This is a genomic window from Salipiger marinus, assembly GCF_900100085.1.
Lineage (GTDB): Bacteria > Pseudomonadota > Alphaproteobacteria > Rhodobacterales > Rhodobacteraceae > Salipiger > Salipiger marinus.
On record NZ_FNEJ01000020.1, the window covers coordinates 31,549 to 48,807 of the forward strand.

Consider the following 17,259-nt stretch of genomic DNA (forward strand, 5'->3'; position numbering starts at 1 on the left):
AGCGGGCGGGCATGACGGCAGGCAGCGGCACACCGCTCAACATCCTCATCGTCGGACAGCGCGGGCGGCTGGCCTATGAGGCCGCGCTTTTTGCACTGTCGCTGGCCGCCACCACCCCGCGCGACGCGGTGCGGCTTTTTGTGGCCGAACCGCAGCCCGGCCCGCTCTGGTCGCAGGATCCGCGCATCGGCGATCCGGCCCTGCTCGACCTGCTGCAGGACTGCGGCGCGACCCTGCTGCCCTTCGCCTCCGCCCATTTTGGCGAGACCTATCCCTATGGCAACAAGATCGAGGCGCTGCTGGCCCTGCCCGAAGGCCAGCCCTTCGTGTTCTTCGACACCGACACGCTGATCACCGGCGATCTGACCACGGTGCCCTTCGATTTTGCCCGCCCCACCGCCTCGCTGCGCCGCGAAGGCACATGGCCCCGGATCGAGCTTTACGGCCCCGGCTATACGCAGATCTGGCGCGCGCTCTATGACCGGTTCGGGCTGGATTTTGCCGCCTCGCTGGATCTGGCTCAGCCCGACGAGCACTGGCGGCGCTATCTCTACTTCAACGCGGGCTTCTACTTTTACGACTGTCCAAAGGTGTTTGGCACCCGGTTTCTGCAATATGCCTTGTCCATTCGCGATGATCCCCCGCCAGAGCTGGTCTGCCAGAGCCTTGATCCGTGGCTCGATCAGGTGGCGCTGCCGCTGGTGATCCACAGCCTTGGCGGCGGGCGCGACACCCTGCCCGAAGGGCTGCTGGATGGGCGGATCAGCTGTCATTACCGCACCCTGCCGCTGCTTTATGCCCGGGAAAGCGCGGCGGTGGTCGCCCTGCTGGAAGAGATCACCGCCCCCAACCGCGTCAAGAAGGTGCTGAAGGGCTACGAGCCGCTGCGGCGCATGGTCTATCAGGGGCTCGGGCAGCGCGCCCGCGCGCTTTTCGACCGCAGCGACCTGCCCCGGCGCGAACAGGCGATCCGGAACCGGCTGAAACGCGAAGGCCTCTGGCTGCGCTAGGGCGCGGGCGCGGACAGCGGGGCGTTGCGGGCCGCGCGGGGATGGCTTACCGCTGGGTCATCTGATCGCGGGAGGAGGCCCAAGATGACCCAGAACCACGGATTCGACACGCTGCAGATCCATGCCGGTGCCCGGCCCGATCCGGCCACCGGCGCCCGGCAGGTGCCGATCTACCAGACCACCGCCTATGTGTTCCGCGACGCGGACCATGCGGCGGCGCTGTTCAACCTGCAGGAGGTCGGCTATATCTATTCGCGCCTGACCAACCCCACCGTGGCCGCGCTGCAGGAGCGGGTCGCGGCGCTGGAGGGCGGCGCGGGCGCGGTCTGCTGCTCTTCGGGCCATGCGGCGCAGATCATGGCGCTGTTCCCGCTGATGGGGCCGGGGCGCAACATCGTCGCCTCGACCCGGGCCTATGGCGGCACCATCACCCAGTTCAGCCAGACCATCCGCCGCTTCGGCTGGTCCTGCAGCTTTGTCGATTTTGACGATCTGGACGCGGTCGAGGCCGCGATCGACGAAAACACCCGCGCCATCTTCTGCGAAAGCATCGCCAATCCCGGCGGCTACATCACCGATCTGGATGCCATCGCCGCAATCGCGCAGCGCGCGGGCCTGCCGCTGATCGTCGACAACACCTCGGCCACGCCCTATCTCTGCCGCCCCATCGAGCATGGCGCGACGCTGGTGGTGCATTCGCTGACCAAATACATGACCGGCAACGGCACGGTGACCGGCGGCTGCGTGGTGGATTCGGGCAGCTTCGACTGGTCGACGTCGGACAAATTCCCGTCGCTTTCGGCGCCGGAACCCGCCTATCACGGGCTGAAATTCCACGAGACCTTTGGCGCGCTCGCCTTCACCTTCCATTCCATCGCGGTGGGGCTGCGCGATCTGGGCATGACCATGAACCCGCAGGGCGCGCATTACACGCTGATGGGGATCGAGACCCTGTCGCTGCGGATGCGGCAGCATGTGGCCAATGCCAAGCGCGTGGCGGGCTGGCTTGAAACCCATCCGGCGGTGGCGAAGGTCACCTATGCCGGGCTGCCGTCGTCGCCCTATGCCGACCGGGTGGCGCGGATCTGCCCCAAGGGGGCCGGCGCGCTCTTCACCGTCACGCTGAAGGGCGGCTATGACGCCTGTCTGCGGTTTGTGGACGGGCTGAAGATCTTCAGCCATGTCGCCAATCTGGGCGATACGCGCAGTCTGGTGATCCATTCCGCCTCCACCACCCACCGGCAGCTGTCAGAGGCGCAGCAGATCGCGGCGGGCGCCGCCCCGGATGTGGTGCGCATCTCCATCGGGATCGAGGATGCCGAGGATCTGATCGCCGATCTGGATCAGGCGCTGAACCGGGCCTGAGCCCGGCGGTGGGGTGGCGGGGGCTCTGCCCCCGTCCGCTGACGCGGACTCCCCCGGGATATTTGGGGCCGCTGGAAACGCAGGACGCGGCGCCGGGGATCCGGCGCCGCGTTTTTTCGGGGGCTCACTCGCCCAGAGCAAATTCCATGGTGACGCTGCTCGACAGTTCCGCCTCGCCTGCGGCCACGGGCACGGAGGCCGCGCGCATTTCCATCATCGGCGCGGGCGGGGCGTAGCCGCCGCCGCCTTCGCTGATCGACAGCACCCGGCCCAGCGACACGCCTGCCGCCTCGGCCAGCACCTGCGCGCGGGCCATGGCATCGGCCACGGCGTCGCGGCGCGCCGCCTCGAGGACCGGATCGGGGTTCTGCAGCCCGAAGCTGAGGCCGGAAAGCTGGTTCGCGCCATCCTCCAGCACCGCCTGCAGCACGTCACCCAGTTTCTCCAGATCGCGCACGCGCACGGTCAGCGTGTTGCGCGCCTCGTAGCCGGTGATGCGGCGGTCTTCGGCGCTGTCATAGCCGCCCGCCCAGAGCGGCTGCAGGCTCAGATCCGAGGTCTGCCGGTCGCGCGGCTCGATGCCCAGCGTGTCGAGCCGGGCAAGGATGGCCTCCGCCGCCTGCGAGGCAGTGTCCATCGCCACCCCGGCCTCGGGGTTTTCGGCGGTGATGCCCAGCGAAATCGTGGCCATGTCGGGGGTGGCGGTGGCGCTGCCATCGCCGGTCACCGTCAGCCGGGGTGCGTCTGGCGGCGTCGGCTGCGCGGTGGCGGCGAGCGGCGCCAGCCCCACGAGACAGGCCGCGGTCAGAAGGGCGGCGGGACGCGGGATCATACGCATGGGGGAACCTCCGTCTTGCGTGTTCGGCGGGCACTGTCCCGCGATCGCGCCGCCGCCGCAAGGCCCCGCCGGGGCTTGATTCCTGCCCTCAGCGGAGAGTTGCTGCCCGCCCCGGACGCCCCTGTTGGGACTCCCATCGCGACGGGAGCAATGGTAGAACGGGCGCATGGGACCCGGTTTCGCGCTTTTCCTTTCCTTTGAGGGCATCACCCTGCTTCGCCGTCTTGGCGAAGGCTGGGTGCCACTGGCCGAACGGCCCTTTGATCCCGACCATCTGGATCAGGCGCTGGCAGAGCTGCGCGACGAGGCGCTGGCGCGGTCTTCCGAAGGCACCACGGTGGCGGTGTTCCTGCCCAACGAACAGGTGCGCTACCTGTCGCTGGCCGATCCCGGGGGCGGCGTTGCCGAACGCGCCCGCGCGGTGCGTGCCGCCTATGACGGGGTCACGCCCTATGCGGTGCTGGATCTGGTGATCGACTGGGTGCCCGCCGAGGGGCGGCTGAAGGCGGCGGCGGTGGCCCGCGAGACGCTGGAAGAGGCCGAGACCTTTCTGACCGCCTGCGGATTCGTGCCGCAGGTGTTCCATGCCGTGGCCGCGGCGCAGGATTTTGTCGGCACGGTGCATTTTGGCGCGGCCCCCGGCTGGTCCGGGCCGGTGCCGCCGCGTCCGGGGCCGTTCCGCCTGCTGGACGAGGCGCCGGAGGCGCCGCCCGCGCCGGTGGAGATCGCAGCGGAAAAGCCCAAGGCTGCGGAGGGGCTGCCGGTGACCGCGCCCGTGGCTCCATCCGTGCCCAAAAAGGGCGCGGATCCGGAGCCCGTGATCCCTGAACCCAAACCTGCGCCCGACCCTGTCGCCGTGCCGGAGCCTGCGCCGGTTGTGCCGCCGCCTGCCAAGCCCGAGGGCGAAGCTCCGCCATGGGAGCGCGACGTGCCGCCGCCTGCCGCCGCGCCCGCGTCCGACGCTCAGGTCCGGTTTTCCAGCATCCGGGCCGCGCGCGACGCCCCGCCGCCGCCGCTGACCGCGCCCCGGCTGCCCTCGGGGCCGCCCCGGTTCACCCCGGCGGTTCCCGCCTCTGCCGCAGCGCGCCCTGCCGCCGCAACGGGCAAGGCCGTGCCGGTCAATGCCCCCTCGGTGGCCGCCGGAAGCAAGCCCGTGGACAGGCCCGCCGCCGCGAAGGCGACCGTTCCCGCGCCCTCGGTTGCGCCCGCATCCCAGAAAGGCGCCACGACAGCCCCTGCCGTTGCCCCGGCGTCCAAGGCGGCAGCCCCTGCCCCGAAGGCGCCCGCGCCCAAGGCAGCACCTGCCCCCGCTGCGGGCACGGGCGGCAAGGCACGTCCTGCCGCCGGGCCGAAACCCGCCCCGGACCGGGCGACGCCGACGCCGGACAAGGTTCCGGCCAAGCCTGCCAAGGCGCCTGCGCCTGCCCCCGCCTCCGCCGCTCCGGCGCGGGTGCCGCCGGCGCTGTCGATGCGCCCCACCCCGCCCGCGCAGCGGCGCGACGCGCCTATCGCCGCCCGGCTTGCCGCGATGCGCCGCGAAGAGCCGGACACGCCCGCCCCCGCCACGCCGCCCGCCGCACTGGATCCGGAGGAGGAGCGGCGGCGGATGACCGTCTTTGGCGCCCGGCGCGAGGAAACGGTCGGCGGCAAGCCCCGGCATCTGGGGCTGATGCTGACCGTGGTGCTGCTGGTGTTTCTGGCCGGGATGGCGGCATGGGCCTCCATCCGCTTCGACACCGGCCTCACGCAGCTGTTTGCACCCGGTCCCGACACCGTGGCGGAACCGGTGGTGGCGGCCCTGCCGGAGCCCGAGCCGGAGCCCGCCCAGCCGGTCGCGCCCCCCTACCCCGCAGAGACCGAGCAGGCCGCACCCGCCGAGGTGCCTGCCCCACCCGCCACGCCTTCGACCAGTCCCGAAGAAGCCGCCGCCACCTATGCCGCCACCGGCGTCTGGCAGCGCGCGCCGGACTCGCCGCTGGAGCCGCCGCAATCCACCACCGACAACATCCACTGGGCCTCGGTGGACCCGAAGGTGCAGCCCTTTGACAGCGTGGCCCTGCCCGATCTTGATGCCACGCAGGAGCGGGATCTGACCCTGCCCGCCGTGGCGCTGCCGCCGGGTCCGGGGGTGCGCTTCGATCTGGACGGGCGCGGGCTGGTGCGTGCTACGCCCGAGGGCGCGCTGTCCCCGGACGGCATCCTGATCTATCGCGGCCAGCCGCCGCAGCTGCCGCCGCTGCGCAGCCCCGCCGCCACGCCGGAGACGCCGCCCGAGGCGGCGGACGATCCCGCCTCCGAGGCGGCGGCCCTGCCCGCCCTGCGCCCGGCGCTGCGTCCCGAGGATCTGGTGGCCCTGCCGCCGGAGGAGCAGGCCGCCCCCGATGCCCCCCCTGCCACCGACGCCTCGCTGGCCGCTCTGGGCGAAATCCGACCCGCCCTGCGCCCGCTGCCCCCGCCCGAGGAGACAGCCGCAGACACCGCGCCCGAGCTGCCCGCCGAAGATCCGGTGGCAGACCTTGAGGCGGTGACGCCGGACATCTCTGCCAGCGATCAGGCGGTGCAGCGCTCGCTGGCGCCGCTGCTGCGGCCCCGCACGCTGGAGGTTGCCCCGCCGCCGCAGCCGGAACCGGAACGGCGCGTGCAGACCGCCTCTGCCGCCAGCACGCGGGCGGCGCCCATGCCCAACATTCCGCAGAACACCAGCGTTGCCCAGCAGGCCACGATGCGGGGCCAGATCAACCTGCGGCAGCTGAACCTGATCGGCGTCTATGGCAAGCCGTCCAGCCGCAGCGCGCTGATCCGGCTGCCCTCGGGGCGCTACCAGAAGGTGCAGGTCGGGGATCAGGTGGATGGCGGGCGCGTCTCGGCGATTGGCGAGGACGAGCTGCGCTATGTCAAAGGCGGGCGTAACATCGTCCTGTCGATGCCGCAGGGCTGACCCACCCGCCTAGCCGAAGCTGGCGCGCAGGGCCTTGCGGCGGATCTTGCCAAAGCCGTCGCGGGGCAGCGCCTCACAGAGATGCAGGCGCTTGGGCTGTTCCGCCGGGGCAAGGCTGCGCGCGCAGAAGGCCAGCAGATCGGCCTCGTCCAGCGCTCGCCCGGCCTTGGGCACCAGACAGGCCACCACCATCTGCCCCCAGTCGCGGTGATCCACGCCAAAGGCCACGGCATCCGCCACGCCGGGATGGCGCAGCAGCGCCGCCTCGATGGTTTCGGGATGGACCTTGACGCCGCCGGTGTTGATCACGTCATCGCGCCGCCCGCCCAGATACAGATAGCCCTCGTCATCCAGCCAGCCGACATCGCCGATGCTCTGGAAGCCGTCGGCATCGCGCTCTGGCTGCGGCGCATCGGGGCCGATATAGGCGCTGCGCCCGTCCAGATCGGCGGGCCGCATGAAGATCTCGCCCAATTCGCCCGAGGGCAGCCGCGCGCCGTCGGGGTCGTAGATGCGGATCTCGGTCTCGAACCCCTGCCCCACCGATCCGGGATGATCCAGCCATTCGCGCCCGGTGATCGTGGTCTGGCCGGTGTTTTCACCAGAGCCATACATCTCTGTCACCCGGTCGGGGCCCAGCACGTCGATCCATGCCTGTTTCAGCCAGCCCGCGCAGGGCGCGCCGGTGTGGTAAAGCGCATGCAGGCTGTCCAGCCGCGCGCCGCTGCCGGGCAGCGCGTCGATCATGCGCACCATCATCGTGGGCACCAGCATCACAAAGCCCACGCCATGGCTGTCGATCGCCTGCAGCGCGCGGGCCGCATCGAAGCGTTCCATCAGCACCAGCGTGTTGCCCTCGAAGAGCCCGTTCTGCGCCCATGTAAACGGCGCGTTATGCGACATGGCCCCACAGACCAGCTGCACCTGATCGGCGCGGAAGCCCAGCCGGGGCGCCACCCGCCCCCAGCTGGCGCCGGGGATGCGGGTGAAGGGCCGCGCGTCGCACATCATCTTGGGCAGCCCGGTGGAGCCGCCCGACAGCACGATCTTGCCCGGGACCGAGACATGGTCGGGCAGCGGCGCGCGGGACGGCAACGCCTCGGCCTCGAAAAGCTCCAGCGGCAGGTCGGGGGCGCCCACCACCAGCCGCGCGCCGCTGCGCGCCCGCATCGCGGCCAGCGTGTCGGGCGGCATGCCCGGATCCAGCACCAGCGTCGTCGCCCCCAGCCGCCAGATGGCCAGCGCCAGCGCCAGATGCTGGGGGATATTGCGCAGCGCCATGCCCACCACATCGCCCTGCCCCACGCCGCGCGCCTGCAACCCGTGCGCGAAGCGGTCCACCAGCGCATCCAGCGCGGCCCAGCTGAGCCTCTGCTCCGGCCCAGAGCCGGGCAGGAAGATCACCGCAGGCGCATCGCCACGGAGCGCGGCAAGCTGGCGCAGCCGCGCGCCAAAGCTGAGGGGGGCGGGTGTCATGCGGGATCAGACCTCTTCGAACCGGATGTCCTGCGCGCCGTCCCACAGCACCTTGGGCCCAAGCTCGGCCAGCTTGTCGAGGTTGGAGGTCAGCGTGATGAAATGGTTGCCCGCAAGCTGCCCCATCTTGGAGGCAAAATGCACGCCGCCATAGGCCAGCAGGATCTCGGTTTCCGAAATGCCGCCCGGATAAAGGATGAACTGCCCCGGCGCCGGATAGCTGGTGTGGTTTTCGTAGCTCACGCCAAAATCGGTCTCGCCCAGCGGGATCCAGACGCCTTCGCCGCTCCAGCGGACATGCACCACCTTGCTGACATAGGGCAGCTGCGCGCGGAAGGCGGCGACGGTCTTGGGGGCGGCGTCCTCGAAACGGGCGTCGAATTCGATGCCGGCGATGGTGACTTTGAGTTTGGTCATGGGATGGTCCTTTGAGATCAGTCGATAAGGCCGAACAGCCGCGGCAGGAACAGCGACAGGCCGGGGATGAAGGTGACGGCGGCCAGCACGGAAAACAGCCCCGCCAGCGGCCAGCCCAGACGGCGCGCCACCTGCAGCACGGGCCGTCCCGCCACGCTGGAGGCGACGAACAGCGACACGCCATAGGGCGGCGTCACGGTGCCGATGGCGCAGTTGAGGATGACCAGCAGCGAGAAATGGATGGGATCCACCCCCATCTGCGCGGCGATCGGCGCCAGAACCGGCACGATGATCAGGATGGCCGCGATGGTTTCCAGAAACATGCCGACAAACAGGAACAGCAGGTTGGCGATCAGCAGAAAGATCAGCGTGCTGGTCGACACACCCGCGATCCAGTCGCCGAGAATCCGCGGCACATCGGCATTGGCGATCAGCCACGAAAACACCGCCGCCGTGCCGATGATCAGCATGACCGCCGCCGACAGCGAGGCGGTGCGCAGGATCAGCCCCGGCAGCGTCGCCAGTTTCAGGTCGCGATAGACGAAGGCGCCGACCAGCAGCCCGTAAAAGCCCGACACCGCCGCCGCCTCGGTGGGGGTGAAGACGCCGCCAAGGATGCCGCCAAGGATCAGCACCGGCATGCCTGCGGCGGGCAGCGCCGCCCAGCCGGTGCGGCGCAGGCGGGCAAGGGTGAAGGCTTCGGTCTCGCGATAGGCGGGGCCGCCCTTGCGGGCCTGAAAATAGGCGATGACCATCAGCATGGCGATGCAGAGCAGCCCCGGCACGATGCCCGACACGAACAGCGCCCCGATGGACACGTTGGACACCACGGCAAGGATCACCATGGTCAGGCTGGGCGGGATCACCTGCGCGATGGATCCGGCGCAGGCGATCAGGGCGGCGCCAAAATCCACGTCATAGCCGCGGCGGCGGAACTGCGGCTGCATGATCGCGGAAATCGCCGCCGTGTCGGCGGAGCCAGAGCCGGAGATGGCCGCCAGCCCCGCCGCCGCCACGCAGGCCACCTGATAAAGGCTGCCCACCACCCAGCCGATCAGCGCCGAGGCGAAATCGACGATCCGCCGCGAAATCCCGCCCGCATCCATGATGACGCCCGCAAAGACAAAAAACGGGATCGCCATCAGCGTAAAGGAGTTGAGCCCGGCAAAGACGCGCTGGCTGACGATGGCCACGGGCACATCGGTGGTGGTGACCAGCGCCAGCACCGCCGAGGCGCCCAGCACGAACACCACCGGCACCCCCAGCAGCAGCAGAAACACGAAGGCAAACGCGAGAAACAGCATCAGACCGCCTCCTCGGCATCATCGACCTGCGGCGGCGGAAAGGGATCGTCCCAGCGCTGCAGCACCGACAGCAGCAGTTCCAGCGCCATATAGGCGGCCCCCATCGGCAGGCAGAGGTAAATCCATTTCATCGGGATGCGCAGCGCGGGCGAGGTCTGGAATTCGCCCATGCGAAGCAGCGGCTGGCTGCCCCATGCCAGCACCGCCAGAAACGTGACGGTGACCAGCGCGATGGCCACCAGCGCCACGCGGGCCATGGGCAGCGGCAGCCTGGCGGGCAGCATGTCGATGGCCACATGCTGGCCCCGCGCCACCGCCACCCCCGCCCCCAGAAGCACCAGCCAGATCTGACTGAAGGTGGCGATTTCTGCCGCCTGCGCGATGGAATAGTTGAAGACATAGCGCCCGGCCACCTGCACCAGAACGGCGGTCATCATGACCGAGAACAGCAGGATGACCACGCCCGAGACGACGCGGCGCAGGGCAAGACACAGGCGTTCCAGCAGGACAATCATGCGCGGCAGGCTTTCGTGAAGGGAAAGGGTCCGGCCACGACAGGCGTGGCCGGACAGTCGGGTCGAACGGGGATCACTCGACCGATTTCAGCATCCCGAAGATCTTCTTCTGCGTGTCGGTGATGACATACTGGTCATAGATGGGGGCCGCTGCGGCGCGGAACGGCGCGTCATCGGGGCGGGTGATGGTCACGCCCACGGCTTCCAGATCGGCAAAGCGCGCATTGTCGCTGTCCAGATAAGTCTTGCGCTGGAACTTGCCCGCGTCCATGCCTGCCTCGTCCAGCGCGGTCTTCACGTCCTCGGGCAGCGCGTCATAGGCCGCCTTGCCCATGATGACCGGCGCCACCAGTTCCAGCCAGCCGATCACCGCCCATTCCGGGGCCACCTCATAGAATTTCTGCGCGTAGAAATTGGTGTTGGCGGCCTCTGCCCCGTCCACAACGCCGGTTTCCAGCGCGCCGTAAAGCTCGGTATAGGCCAGCGGAGTCGGGTTGGCGCCAAAGGCCTTGAACGTATCCACATGCGCGGGGTTCTGCATGGTGCGGATTTTCAGCCCCGAGATGTCCTCGATGCTGGCGATGGGCTTTTTGGTCATGATGTGGCGGGTGCCTGCGGAAAACACCGCCAGCAGGTGAAAGCCCTGTGCCTCCAGCGCGGTCTGCATCTCGTCCAACACCGCCGCGTCGCTCAGCGCGCGGTCCATCTGTTCGGCATCCTTGAACAGGAAGGGCAGCGAAAACACCGTGAGGTCGGGCACAAAATTGGCCAGCGTCTCGTTCGCGGTCACGGCGATGTCCACCGTGCCCATCTGGGTGCCCTGAATGCTTTCCATCTCGTCGCCCAGCTGGGCGTTGTCGAAGACAGAGATCGTGGCCTTGCCGCCAGATTTCTCTTCCAGCACCTCGGCCATGTGCCGCAGGCCCACGCCATAGGGTTCGTCGGCATTGGCGTTATGGCTGGCCTTCAGCGTCACCTCCTGCGCGAAAGCGGGGGTGACAAGCGCGGTTCCCATGGCAAGGCACAGGGCGAGATTGGTCAGTTTCATCGTTTCTTTTCCTTTATGGCTCTCTGTTGGGGCGGTGTGTTCGGCCCGGCGCGGGGCCGGGATCAGGCTTCCGCCAGCAGCCCGAGATCGGTGAGAATGGCGTGCAGTTCGGCGCGCTTGGCCTCTGGCAGCGGCAGGCGCGGCGGACGCGGATCGCCCATCGGCTGGCCGACCATGCCCATGGCCGCCTTGGTGGCCGACACATACAGATCCCCCGCCAGCGCGTTGATCAGCGGCAGGCAGCGCAGATAGATCGCGCGGCCCTCGCCCGATCCGTCCACGGTGCGGGTGAACATGTCGGCCGACAGGCGCGGCGCGATGTTCGACATGACAGAGCTGTAGCCCTCGGCCCCGGCCAGATAGCTTTCCCACGGATAATAGCCCGCAAAGACCGTCATCCGGCCCTGACAGGCCTCCAGCAGTTCGGTGACCCGGTGGACGTTTTTCGAGGTGTCCTTGATGTAGGAAATGTTGTCGACCTGCGACAGCCGCCCGACCAGTGCCGCGCTCAGATCCACATTGGCGGTGAAGGGGTTGTTGTAAAGCATCACCGGAATCGACAGCGCCTCGGCCACCTTGGTGAAATGCGCGACCAGCTCCGCCTCGGTCGGGGAGGAGTAATAGGGCGGCACCAGCATCACGCCATCGGCGCCAAGGCTTTCCGCCTCGCGGCTGAGCGCCACCGCCTCGTCGGTCCATTCGGCGGCGGTGCCGATCAGCACCGGCACCCGGCCCGCCGTCTGGGTGATGACCGTCTCCGCCACGGCGGCGCGTTCGTCACGGGTCAGCGACAGGAATTCGCCGGTGCTGCCCAAGGGGATCAGCCCGTGCACGCCCTCGGCGATCTGCCAGTCCACATAGCGGCGCAGGCTGTCCAGATCGACGCGGCCTTCCGCATCAAAGGGGGTGACGCAGACGGTATAGCTGCCCCTGAAGCTCATATGCGGTCCTTTCCGGCCAGGATCATGTGCGATCCAAATTTCTTGCATTTAGCCAATATCTGATCGGATACTGAGTCAACTGGCAGGCCAACCCGCCCGCCCGACATCCCCCCGTGACCCAAGGAGAGCCCCATGCCCTTCATCGAAGTGATCGACCGCGACGCAGCCAAGGAAATACGGGAGGTTGCGACCCGCGACATGACCGATGGTCTCTGTCAGGCCTTCGGAATCAAGCCGGAAATCGTGACCTGCTATTATTTTTCGGCGCCGCACTATTCCTACGGACATGCCGGAAAATATGGCGAATGCGCTGAAAACTTCCGCATCTTCATAAAGGTCCATGCCTTCCCCCGCCCGCCCGAAGCCAAGGCAGAAGCGGCCCGCGCGCTTACCGATGCCGCAGTGGCCGCCTATGGCACCGATCCGAAGCAGGTGATCGTCTATTTCTTCGACCGTGACCCCGCGGATGCCTTCCATGGTGGCATGGCCTCGGGTTGACCCGCCTGCCGCTCCCGGCATAGCTGAAGATCAGATACGATCACGAACAACCGAACGGAGATCACATTGGATCAGTTCTACAGTGACGAGCAGCGCATGGTCCGCGAGACGGCCCGCAAGCTTAGCGACGCGGTGGTGGCCCCCGCCGCCGCCGCCATCGACCGCGACGACGTGTTCCCGCGCGCCGTCTATGAGGCCTTGGCGGAACAGGGGCTTTTTGGCGTGGCCCTGCCCGAGGCGGCAGGCGGTGTCGGGCTTGACGCCATGGCCGCCTGCATCGTGATGGAAGAGATCGCGCGCGGATCGGGTGCTGTGGGCAATGCCTTTGCCATCCCGGTGGAGGCGGCGCTGTTCCTGCATCACCACGGCTCGGCGGCGCATCACGCGCTGATTCCCGGCATCCTTGAAGGTCGGGTGATTCCCGCCACCGCCGTGACCGAGCCGGATTGCGGATCGGACGTGGCGGCGATGCGCACCACCGCGCGGCGCGACGGCGACGATTACATCCTGACCGGCACCAAGGCATGGGTCACCTTCGGCCAGATCGCGGATGTGATCATGGTCTTTGCCAAGACCGACCCCGAGGCCGGGCATCGCGGCATTTCCTGCATTCTGGTGGAGACCGACCGTGCCGGCGTGGTGCGCGGCAAATCCGAGGATCTGCTGGGGATGCACGGGCTGGCAGAGTGTATGGTCAGCTTCGACGAGGTGCGGGTGCCCGTCACCAACCGCATCGGGCCGGAACATGGCGCCTTCAAGATGGCGATGGAGAATTTCAATTTCTCGCGCCTGATGATGTCGGCCATGGCGCTGGGGATGGCGCAGGCCGCGATGGAGGATGCGCTCGCCTATGCGCAGGACCGTCGCCAGTTCGGCAAGCCGATCTTCGAGCATCAGGCGGTGCAGTTCATGATCGCCGACATGGCCAAGGACATCGCCGCCGCGCGCCTGCTGATCCATCACGCCGCCCGGCTTTACGATGCGGGCCATCCCATCGCGCTGGAAGCGGCGCAGGCGAAGCTGTTCACCACCGACATGGCGCAGATCCATATCTCGAACGCGCTGCAGATCCATGGCGGCAACGGCTATTCGCGGGAATACCGGGTGGAGCGGCTGTTCCGCGACGTACGGCTGAGCCAGATTTACGAAGGCACCAACCAGATCCAGCGCATGATCATCGCGCGTCAGGTGCAGAGGGCTTACGCATGAGCCTGTATTATGAGGACGTGACGACGGGTTCCCGCCATGTCACGCCGGAACACGAGATCACGACGGCGGACATCGCCGCCTTCTGCCGCCTGACCCGCGATTTCCATCCGCTGCATACCGATGACGCCTATGCCCGCGCGCAGGGTTTTCCGGGGATCATCGCGCATGGGCTTTACGGGCTGGCCCTGATGGAGGGGCTGAAGACCGAACTGCGGCTTTACGAGGAAAGCTCCATCGCCTCGCTCGGCTGGAACGAGGTGCGGTTTGTCCGGCCCATCCTTGCGGGCGATGTGGTGCGGGTGGAGATGGAGTTCACCGCCAAGCGGCAGAGCGGCTCGCGCCCGGCGGGGATCATCACCGAAGCGGTGCGCCTGCTGCGCGGCGAGGAGGATCTGCTGATCTCGGCCGAGCACATCTCCTTGATCCGGCTGGCGCCCTGACACATGCTGCGCCCCATGACCGAAGATACCGATGCCACGCTCAATTCCGTCGATCAGGCCACCCGCCTGATCCGCGAGGATATTCTGTCGGGCCGCATCGGCCCCGGCGCCCGGCTGAAGACCGCTGAACTGGCCAAGCGGCTGGGGTTTTCCACCATGCCCCTGCGCGAGGCGCTGCGGAAGCTGGAGGGCGAGGGGCTGGTGGAGATCGAGCCCAATCGCGGTGCCACCGTGCGGCAGCTGGACCGGGCCTATATCACCGACCTTTTCGAGCTGAACACCGAACTGCGCATCTTTGCGGTGCGGCGCGGCATGAACGCGCTGACGCTGGAGCGGATCCGCGAGCTGGAACGGCTGGCGGCAGAGTATCGCGCCCATCTGGCCGCGGGCGAGGACGAGGCCGCCATCGAGACCAACCGCCGCTTCAACGCCCGGCTGGTGGAGTTTGGCGGCAACCGCGAGGCGCTGCGGGTGTTCCTGCGCGGCTGGGACACCATCTTTGCCTTCCGCCGCAGCTATGGCTACGGCACCGGGCGGCGGCGGGTCATGGCCGAGGAAATGCAGCTGCTGATCGACGCGCTGCGCCGTCAGGATGCCACCGCCGCCGAAGCCATCCTGCGCATGCAGAACGCCGCGATGATGGAAGATCTGGTGGCGCGCATCGTGCCCGAAGGCTGAGCGGCGGGCGGATGGGAGGGAGGGGGCTCTGCCCCCTCTTGGCGCTTTGCGCCAATTCACCCCCGGAGTTTAGGGGCAAGATGAAGGCGCGCGGCGATGGCGCGCCCCTGTCCGGGATCAGGCCGCCGGGAAGGCCTGGCTGGTGGCGCGGTCAAGGTAGCGGCCCGTGCCGGGGCTGCCGGTGATGGTGCCGTCAAGGCAGATCGTCTGGCCGCGCAGCAGGGTGCGGACCGGCCAGCCCTTCACCGCAAGCCCCTCGTAAGGCGTGTAGTCGCAGTCGTGATGCAGGATCTGCTGCGACAGCGTCACCTCGCGCGACAGATCCCAGAGCGTGATGTCGGCATCGGCCCCCACGGCGATGGTGCCCTTGCGCGGATAAAGGCCAAACAGCTTCGCCGGGTTGGTGGCGGTCAGGGCCACGAAGCGTTCAAGGCTGATCCGGCCCTTCGACACGCCTTCGGAGAACAGCAGCGGCAGGCGGGTTTCGATGCCCGGGATCGGGATGCCGTTCGGCACCCAGCGGAACGAGGTGCGGGCGCCGGGCACGTCCTTGCCCTCCGGATCGTCGAAGCGGAACGGGCAGTGATCCGAGGAGAAGATGTCGAAGGTGCCGTCGCGCAGCCCCTCCCAGATCGCGCGCTGGCTGTCGGCATCGCGCGGCGGCGGCGAGCAGACGTATTTTGCGCCCTCGAAATCCATGTTGAGGCCTTTGAGATCCTCGGCGGTGAGCGCGATATATTGCGGGCAGGTTTCGGCCCAGACATTCATGCCGCGCCGTTTCGCCCACTGGATCTGTTCCATCGGCTCGCGCCCCGAGACATGCACGATGCAGATCGGCACGTCGGTCAGTTCGGCATGGCTGATGGCGCGGTGGGTGGCTTCGCGTTCGGTGCTCTGCGGGCGGCTGGCGGCGTGGTAATAGGGCGCGGTTTTGCCCGCCTCTTCCAGCCTGCGGGCCATGTAGCGGATGGCGTCGTAGCCTTCGGCATGGACCATGACCAGCGCCTTTTCCCGCCGCGCCACGTCGAAGACATCCAGAAGCTGCGCGTCGTTCAGTACCATATCGTCATAGGTCATGAAGACCTTGAACGAGGTGTAGCCCGCCTTGACCAGCGCGGGCAGTTCCTGCCCCAGCACCTGCGGCGTGGGGTCGGTGATGATGAGGTGGAACGAGGTGTCGACATGGCATTTGCCCTCGGCCTCGGCGTGATAGGCGCTGACCGCCTCGCGCAGCGACTGGCCCTTCTGCTGCAGCGCAAAGGGCATGACGGTGGTGGTGCCGCCTGCCGCCGCAGACCGCGTGCCGCTTTCGAACCCGTCCGCCATGACCACGCCGCCGCCCTGATGCTGGGCCAGATGCACATGGGCATCGATGCCGCCGGGCAGCGCCAGGAGGCCGGTCGCGTCGATTTCCTCGCGGGCCGGGCCCACGTCTTCGGCGATGGTCACGATGCGGCCGTCGCGGATGCCGATCTGGGCGCGGATGCGGTCAGCGGCGGTGACGATGTCTGCGTTGCGCAGGGCGGTGTCGAGCATGGGAGAATGTCCTTGGAGCGGAAACGGCAGGACGCGGCGGATCCGGGGATCCGCCGCGGGCCTTGATGGGATCGGATCAGTTGGCGGTGAGGGCGGTGAACAGCGCCTTCTGGCCATCGGTGGTCAGGGCCTGCTCGTAAAGCGGCTGCGAGGCGGCGATGAAGGGCGCGGTGTCGGGTTCGGTCACCGTCACGCCATGCGCCTTGAAGCTTTCGACCAGCGGCGCCTCCTGATCCACGACATATTGCCGCTGCCATTGCGCGGCCTCGGCGCCCGCCTCCATCAGCGCGGTCCGGATGTCTTCGGGCAGCGCGTCGAAGGCGGCCTTCTGCATCGTGACCGGCGCGGTCATGTTGAGCCAGCCCACCAGCGCGAAGGCGGGGGCCACTTCGTAGAATTTCATGCCGTCATAGCCGGTGGAGGCGCCTTCGGCCCCGTCCACCACGCCCGACTGCAGCGCGCCGTAAAGTTCGGAATAGGACATCGGCGTGGGATTGGCGCCATAGGCGCGGAACGCCTCCACATGCACGGGGTTCTGCATGGTGCGGATTTTCATGCCCGCCAGATCCTCGATGCTGTTGATCGGCTCGGCGGTCATCAGATGGCGGATCCCCGAGGAGAAGACCGCGACCAGCTGGAAGCCCGCGCCATTGGCCGAGTCTTTCATCATCTGCCAGTTGGCATCAACCTTTTCCCCCAGCGCCGGGATCGACGGGAAGAGGAAGGGCAGATCGAAGACCTTGTAATCCTCGACATAGTTGGACAGCATCGCGTTCGAGGTCATGCCCATGTCGAGCGAGCCCAGCATGACGCTTTCCACCGTCTGCTGTTCGTCGCCCAGCTGGCCGCCCGCATAGATTTCCAGCGTGGCGGCGCCGTCAGTCTTGGCTTCCAGCAGCTCTTTCATCTTCTGCAGGCCCATGTCCTGCACTTCGCCTGCGGCATTGGTATGGGCCACCTTCAGCGTGACATCGGCGGCAAGCACCGGGCTGGCGGCAAGGGCCGTCAGCGCGGCAAGGGTGGTCAGCACTCTGTTGGACATCAGG

16 protein-coding genes are annotated in these 17,259 nt (G+C 68.0%); 7 read left to right on the forward strand and 9 right to left on the reverse strand.

Annotated elements, in window-relative coordinates:
* Window positions 1–11 precede the first annotated feature (11 nt).
* Window positions 12–1,010, forward strand: coding sequence for a GT-B fold glycosyltransferase domain-containing protein (locus tag BLR51_RS19370; RefSeq protein ID WP_089850072.1), 999 nt, complete (start codon window positions 12–14; stop codon window positions 1,008–1,010).
* Between the two features lie 84 nt (window positions 1,011–1,094).
* Window positions 1,095–2,375, forward strand: a complete 1,281-nt coding sequence (locus BLR51_RS19375; protein WP_089850074.1) for an O-acetylhomoserine aminocarboxypropyltransferase/cysteine synthase family protein — start codon at window positions 1,095–1,097, stop codon at window positions 2,373–2,375.
* Between the two features lie 124 nt (window positions 2,376–2,499).
* Here BLR51_RS19375 and BLR51_RS19380 read toward each other — a convergent pair whose 3' ends face one another.
* Window positions 2,500–3,213 carry an SIMPL domain-containing protein gene (locus BLR51_RS19380; protein ID WP_165616883.1) on the reverse strand — a complete coding sequence of 238 codons (714 nt, stop codon included), beginning with the start codon at window positions 3,211–3,213 and terminating at the stop codon, window positions 2,500–2,502.
* Window positions 3,214–3,379: 166 nt separating this feature from the next.
* Between BLR51_RS19380 and BLR51_RS19385 the strand changes: the two genes are divergently transcribed.
* Window positions 3,380–6,151: a hypothetical protein gene (locus BLR51_RS19385; RefSeq protein ID WP_089850078.1), complete on the forward strand. Its 2,772-nt coding sequence runs from the start codon at window positions 3,380–3,382 to the stop codon at window positions 6,149–6,151.
* Between the two features lie 9 nt (window positions 6,152–6,160).
* Here the strand turns inward: BLR51_RS19385 and BLR51_RS19390 are convergent, their stop codons facing one another.
* From BLR51_RS19390 to dapA, 6 genes are all read right to left on the reverse strand, one after another.
* The gene (locus BLR51_RS19390; RefSeq protein ID WP_089850080.1) at window positions 6,161–7,627 is read right to left on the reverse strand and encodes a class I adenylate-forming enzyme family protein; all 1,467 of its coding nucleotides are present in this window, start codon (window positions 7,625–7,627) and stop codon (window positions 6,161–6,163) included.
* 6 nt (window positions 7,628–7,633) lie between these two features.
* Complete coding sequence (locus BLR51_RS19395) at window positions 7,634–8,044, reverse strand: DUF3830 family protein (protein WP_089850082.1); 411 nt, start codon at window positions 8,042–8,044, stop codon at window positions 7,634–7,636.
* A 17-nt stretch (window positions 8,045–8,061) separates the two neighbouring features.
* On the reverse strand, window positions 8,062–9,348 hold the full coding sequence (locus BLR51_RS19400; RefSeq protein ID WP_089850084.1) for a TRAP transporter large permease: 1,287 nt from the start codon (window positions 9,346–9,348) through the stop codon (window positions 8,062–8,064).
* A complete protein-coding gene (locus BLR51_RS19405; RefSeq protein WP_089850086.1) occupies window positions 9,348–9,863 on the reverse strand; it encodes a TRAP transporter small permease in 516 nt (171 codons plus the stop codon). The genes BLR51_RS19400 and BLR51_RS19405 overlap by 1 nt, the downstream gene beginning before the upstream one ends.
* 73 nt (window positions 9,864–9,936) lie before the next feature.
* Window positions 9,937–10,911 carry a TRAP transporter substrate-binding protein gene (locus BLR51_RS19410; RefSeq protein ID WP_089850087.1) on the reverse strand — a complete coding sequence of 325 codons (975 nt, stop codon included), beginning with the start codon at window positions 10,909–10,911 and terminating at the stop codon, window positions 9,937–9,939.
* A gap of 62 nt (window positions 10,912–10,973) precedes the next feature.
* Window positions 10,974–11,852: a 4-hydroxy-tetrahydrodipicolinate synthase gene (dapA, locus tag BLR51_RS19415; RefSeq protein ID WP_089850089.1), complete on the reverse strand. Its 879-nt coding sequence runs from the start codon at window positions 11,850–11,852 to the stop codon at window positions 10,974–10,976.
* Window positions 11,853–11,984: 132 nt separating this feature from the next.
* Between dapA and BLR51_RS19420 the strand changes: the two genes are divergently transcribed.
* The 4 genes from BLR51_RS19420 to BLR51_RS19435 all read left to right on the forward strand — a co-directional run bounded on the left by BLR51_RS19420 (window position 11,985) and on the right by BLR51_RS19435 (window position 14,677).
* The gene (locus tag BLR51_RS19420) at window positions 11,985–12,350 is read left to right on the forward strand and encodes a tautomerase family protein (RefSeq protein ID WP_089850091.1); all 366 of its coding nucleotides are present in this window, start codon (window positions 11,985–11,987) and stop codon (window positions 12,348–12,350) included.
* Window positions 12,351–12,416: 66 nt separating this feature from the next.
* Window positions 12,417–13,559, forward strand: coding sequence for an acyl-CoA dehydrogenase family protein (locus BLR51_RS19425; protein WP_089850093.1), 1,143 nt, complete (start codon window positions 12,417–12,419; stop codon window positions 13,557–13,559).
* Window positions 13,556–13,999: a MaoC family dehydratase gene (locus BLR51_RS19430; RefSeq protein WP_089850095.1), complete on the forward strand. Its 444-nt coding sequence runs from the start codon at window positions 13,556–13,558 to the stop codon at window positions 13,997–13,999. Before BLR51_RS19425 ends, BLR51_RS19430 begins: the two co-directional genes overlap by 4 nt.
* Before the next feature lie 15 nt (window positions 14,000–14,014).
* Window positions 14,015–14,677: a GntR family transcriptional regulator gene (locus BLR51_RS19435; protein WP_165616884.1), complete on the forward strand. Its 663-nt coding sequence runs from the start codon at window positions 14,015–14,017 to the stop codon at window positions 14,675–14,677.
* Window positions 14,678–14,794: 117 nt separating this feature from the next.
* Here the strand turns inward: BLR51_RS19435 and hydA are convergent, their stop codons facing one another.
* On the reverse strand, window positions 14,795–16,213 hold the full coding sequence (gene hydA, locus BLR51_RS19440; RefSeq protein WP_089850099.1) for a dihydropyrimidinase: 1,419 nt from the start codon (window positions 16,211–16,213) through the stop codon (window positions 14,795–14,797).
* Window positions 16,214–16,289: 76 nt separating this feature from the next.
* Window positions 16,290–17,255, reverse strand: a complete 966-nt coding sequence (locus BLR51_RS19445) for a TRAP transporter substrate-binding protein (protein WP_089850101.1) — start codon at window positions 17,253–17,255, stop codon at window positions 16,290–16,292.
* Window positions 17,256–17,259: the final 4 nt, after the last annotated feature.

Excerpts from the sequence above, each read along its gene's own strand:
- BLR51_RS19370 (WP_089850072.1), top strand. The coding sequence starts at position 12 with ATGACGGCAGGCAGCGGCACACCGCTCAACATCCTCATCGTCGGACAG.
- BLR51_RS19375 (WP_089850074.1), top strand. The coding sequence starts at position 1,095 with ATGACCCAGAACCACGGATTCGACACGCTGCAGATCCATGCCGGTGCC.
- BLR51_RS19380 (WP_165616883.1), bottom strand. The coding sequence starts at position 3,213 with ATGCGTATGATCCCGCGTCCCGCCGCCCTTCTGACCGCGGCCTGTCTC.
- BLR51_RS19385 (WP_089850078.1), top strand. The coding sequence starts at position 3,380 with ATGGGACCCGGTTTCGCGCTTTTCCTTTCCTTTGAGGGCATCACCCTG.
- BLR51_RS19390 (WP_089850080.1), bottom strand. The coding sequence starts at position 7,627 with ATGACACCCGCCCCCCTCAGCTTTGGCGCGCGGCTGCGCCAGCTTGCC.
- BLR51_RS19395 (WP_089850082.1), bottom strand. The coding sequence starts at position 8,044 with ATGACCAAACTCAAAGTCACCATCGCCGGCATCGAATTCGACGCCCGT.
- BLR51_RS19400 (WP_089850084.1), bottom strand. The coding sequence starts at position 9,348 with ATGCTGTTTCTCGCGTTTGCCTTCGTGTTTCTGCTGCTGCTGGGGGTG.
- BLR51_RS19405 (WP_089850086.1), bottom strand. The coding sequence starts at position 9,863 with ATGATTGTCCTGCTGGAACGCCTGTGTCTTGCCCTGCGCCGCGTCGTC.
- BLR51_RS19410 (WP_089850087.1), bottom strand. The coding sequence starts at position 10,911 with ATGAAACTGACCAATCTCGCCCTGTGCCTTGCCATGGGAACCGCGCTT.
- dapA (WP_089850089.1), bottom strand. The coding sequence starts at position 11,852 with ATGAGCTTCAGGGGCAGCTATACCGTCTGCGTCACCCCCTTTGATGCG.
- BLR51_RS19420 (WP_089850091.1), top strand. The coding sequence starts at position 11,985 with ATGCCCTTCATCGAAGTGATCGACCGCGACGCAGCCAAGGAAATACGG.
- BLR51_RS19430 (WP_089850095.1), top strand. The coding sequence starts at position 13,556 with ATGAGCCTGTATTATGAGGACGTGACGACGGGTTCCCGCCATGTCACG.
- BLR51_RS19435 (WP_165616884.1), top strand. The coding sequence starts at position 14,015 with ATGACCGAAGATACCGATGCCACGCTCAATTCCGTCGATCAGGCCACC.
- hydA (WP_089850099.1), bottom strand. The coding sequence starts at position 16,213 with ATGCTCGACACCGCCCTGCGCAACGCAGACATCGTCACCGCCGCTGAC.
- BLR51_RS19445 (WP_089850101.1), bottom strand. The coding sequence starts at position 17,255 with ATGTCCAACAGAGTGCTGACCACCCTTGCCGCGCTGACGGCCCTTGCC.